The 2,115-nt window shown below is 68.2% G+C and carries 3 protein-coding genes; 2 read left to right on the top strand and 1 reads right to left on the bottom strand.

Annotated elements, in window-relative coordinates:
• Positions 1–106 precede the first annotated feature (106 nt).
• Positions 107–817 (bottom strand): glutathione S-transferase, encoded by a 711-nt coding sequence (locus ACM0PY_RS21155; protein ID WP_180886153.1) that lies wholly within the window; start codon positions 815–817, stop codon positions 107–109.
• Between the two features lie 169 nt (positions 818–986).
• Here ACM0PY_RS21155 and ACM0PY_RS21150 point away from each other — a divergent pair, with 169 nt between their 5' ends.
• Both ACM0PY_RS21150 and ACM0PY_RS21145 read left to right on the top strand, forming a co-directional pair.
• Positions 987–1,808, top strand: coding sequence for a DUF3014 domain-containing protein (locus ACM0PY_RS21150; protein ID WP_134972217.1), 822 nt, complete (start codon positions 987–989; stop codon positions 1,806–1,808).
• A 181-nt stretch (positions 1,809–1,989) separates the two neighbouring features.
• On the top strand, positions 1,990–2,115 hold a 126-nt coding region (locus ACM0PY_RS21145; protein WP_495493257.1), incomplete at its 3' end, for a Clp protease N-terminal domain-containing protein.

Here is a 2,115-nt window from a genome sequence, read left to right as displayed (position 1 = left end):
GCCGAGCCATGCTCGGCTCAGCGCAGCCGAGCGCAGGCTCGGCTCTACAGGGGCGTGTTGCGGGCGGCGAATGCTCACAGCGCGCTCTGCCGGCCAGCGGCCGGCACTACCGCTCGGCGTCCAGCTCCGGGTAGTGGCGGAAGATGCCATTCGTGTTGAACGCCAGCCGCCGTTCCGAGGCCAGGTAGGCGGCGATGTTCGGCCGCTTCGCCACCCGCGCCTGCAGCGCGCGCAGCAGGGGCAGTGTGGGCGCCAGTGCCTGCATGCGACGCGGGAACATGTAGTCCAGCCCACTCAGCAGCTGGAACAGCGACAGGTCCACATACGAATGCTCGCGCAGTGCATGGCGGCCACCGTTGGCGGCCAGCACCCGTTCGAAGTAGCCCAGGAACTTCGGCAGGCGCTCGCTGCGCAGCGACGCGGCACGTGCCTTGGCCTCGGTCTTCTGCTCTTCGTAGTATTTCGATGCGGCGATCGGATGATGGGTGTCATGCACTTCGGCCACCAGGTCAGCGATGGTCAACTGCAGTTGCAGCGCCTGCATCCGTCGCGATGCGGCCTGCGGCACCAGATCCAGCGTCGGGCCGAGGAAGTCCAGGATCGCGGCGACCTGCGCAATGACCTGGCGACCGGCCTTCAGGAACGGCGGCGCGAAGGGCTGCGGGCCTTCGCTGTGGCCCTCCAGGAACGGCTGCATCACCGCATCACCGTGCACCCGCGCCATGTCGATGTAGTCGGCGCCGGCATCTTCCAGCGCCAGGCGCACGAACTCGCCACGGCCCTGGATACCGGTCCAGTAGTACAGCGCATACTGCATGGCAGTGTCTCCGCAGGACAAGGCCCACAGCCTCGCGCGCGGCACGCAAAGCAGGCGTGAGCGCGGCTTTGGCGTGGGCCGAAGCCGAACGGCAGCGGAACAGGCGGGGAACCGGCTGGAACCGGTGGGGTCACACCTTCTCCATGCGTGTGAAACGAGGTGCTGCATCATGCAGAGTGGAAAGGCGGTATGGCCCTGGGTGCTGGGTGTGGTGGTGATCGGCGGCGCGGGCGGTTGGTTGTTCCGCGATCAGCTGAGGCACCTGGCAGACGGTGTTTCGGTGCCGGTGCACTCAACCCCCGCCAGCACCAGCGCACCGCCGCAACCGCAGGCGGCCGCGGACCCCGCGCCAGCACCGCCGCCGATCAGGCATCCGCTGGACACCGAGGCCGCCGCTGACCCGGCGCTGCCCAAGTTGGCCGACAGTGATGCGGCTGCCTGGGGCGCATTGAGCCAGCTGTTCCAGGGCGAGGGCCCGATGACCCTGCTGCTGCGCGATCACCTGATCCAGCGCCTGGTCACCCAGGTCGACAACCTGGACAAACCAAGCGTGCCGCCGACGGCGCTGGCCGCACGGCCGCTGCCGGGCAACCTGCAGGTCGAGCCTGGCGAGGGCGGTGAACGCATCGCGGCAAGCAACTCGGCGCGTTACGCGCCCTATGTGCAGGCCTTCACTGCGCTGGATCCAGCGGCAGCGGCTACGGCGTACAAGCGCTTCTATCCGTTGATCCAGCAGGCCTACGCCGACCTGGGCCGGCCCGAGGGCTACTTCAACGACCGTCTGGTGGCGGTGATCGACCATCTGCTGGAGACCCCGGAACTGGTGCAGGCGCCATTGGTGCAGCGTGATGAGCGCGGTCGCTACCGCTTCGTCGATTCCACCCTGCAGTCGCGCTCGATAGGCGAGAAGGCGCTGTTGCGCATGGACGCCACGCAGGCGCGGGCGGTCAAGCAGCAGCTGCGGGCGCTCCGCTCTGCGATCACCCGCTGAACCGGTCCACTGCGCCGAACTGATCGGGATCAACGCGCCGACCACACCCGTTCCGGCATGCTGGCCGCAGGCTGACTCGCTACGGGGTGCAGTCGCAGCCACCCTTGAAACGGGGTGGGGCAGCCGCATCTTCCCAGCATCGCCGGCGCGGGCCGGCCCTGATGACCGATGAGGATTCGCAATGCGGATGGACAAGCTCACCTCGCGTTTCCAGCAGGCGCTGGCAGACGCACAGTCGCTGGCCGTGGGCCGCGACAACAGCATCATCGAACCGGTCCACCTGTTCAGCGCGCTGCTGGACCAGCAG

The organism is Stenotrophomonas sp. BR163 (assembly GCF_047520985.2).
In the GTDB taxonomy this organism is placed as follows: domain Bacteria; phylum Pseudomonadota; class Gammaproteobacteria; order Xanthomonadales; family Xanthomonadaceae; genus Stenotrophomonas; species Stenotrophomonas sepilia.
Note: the sequence above shows the minus strand (reverse complement) of the source record. Positions and strands in the feature narration are given on the sequence as shown.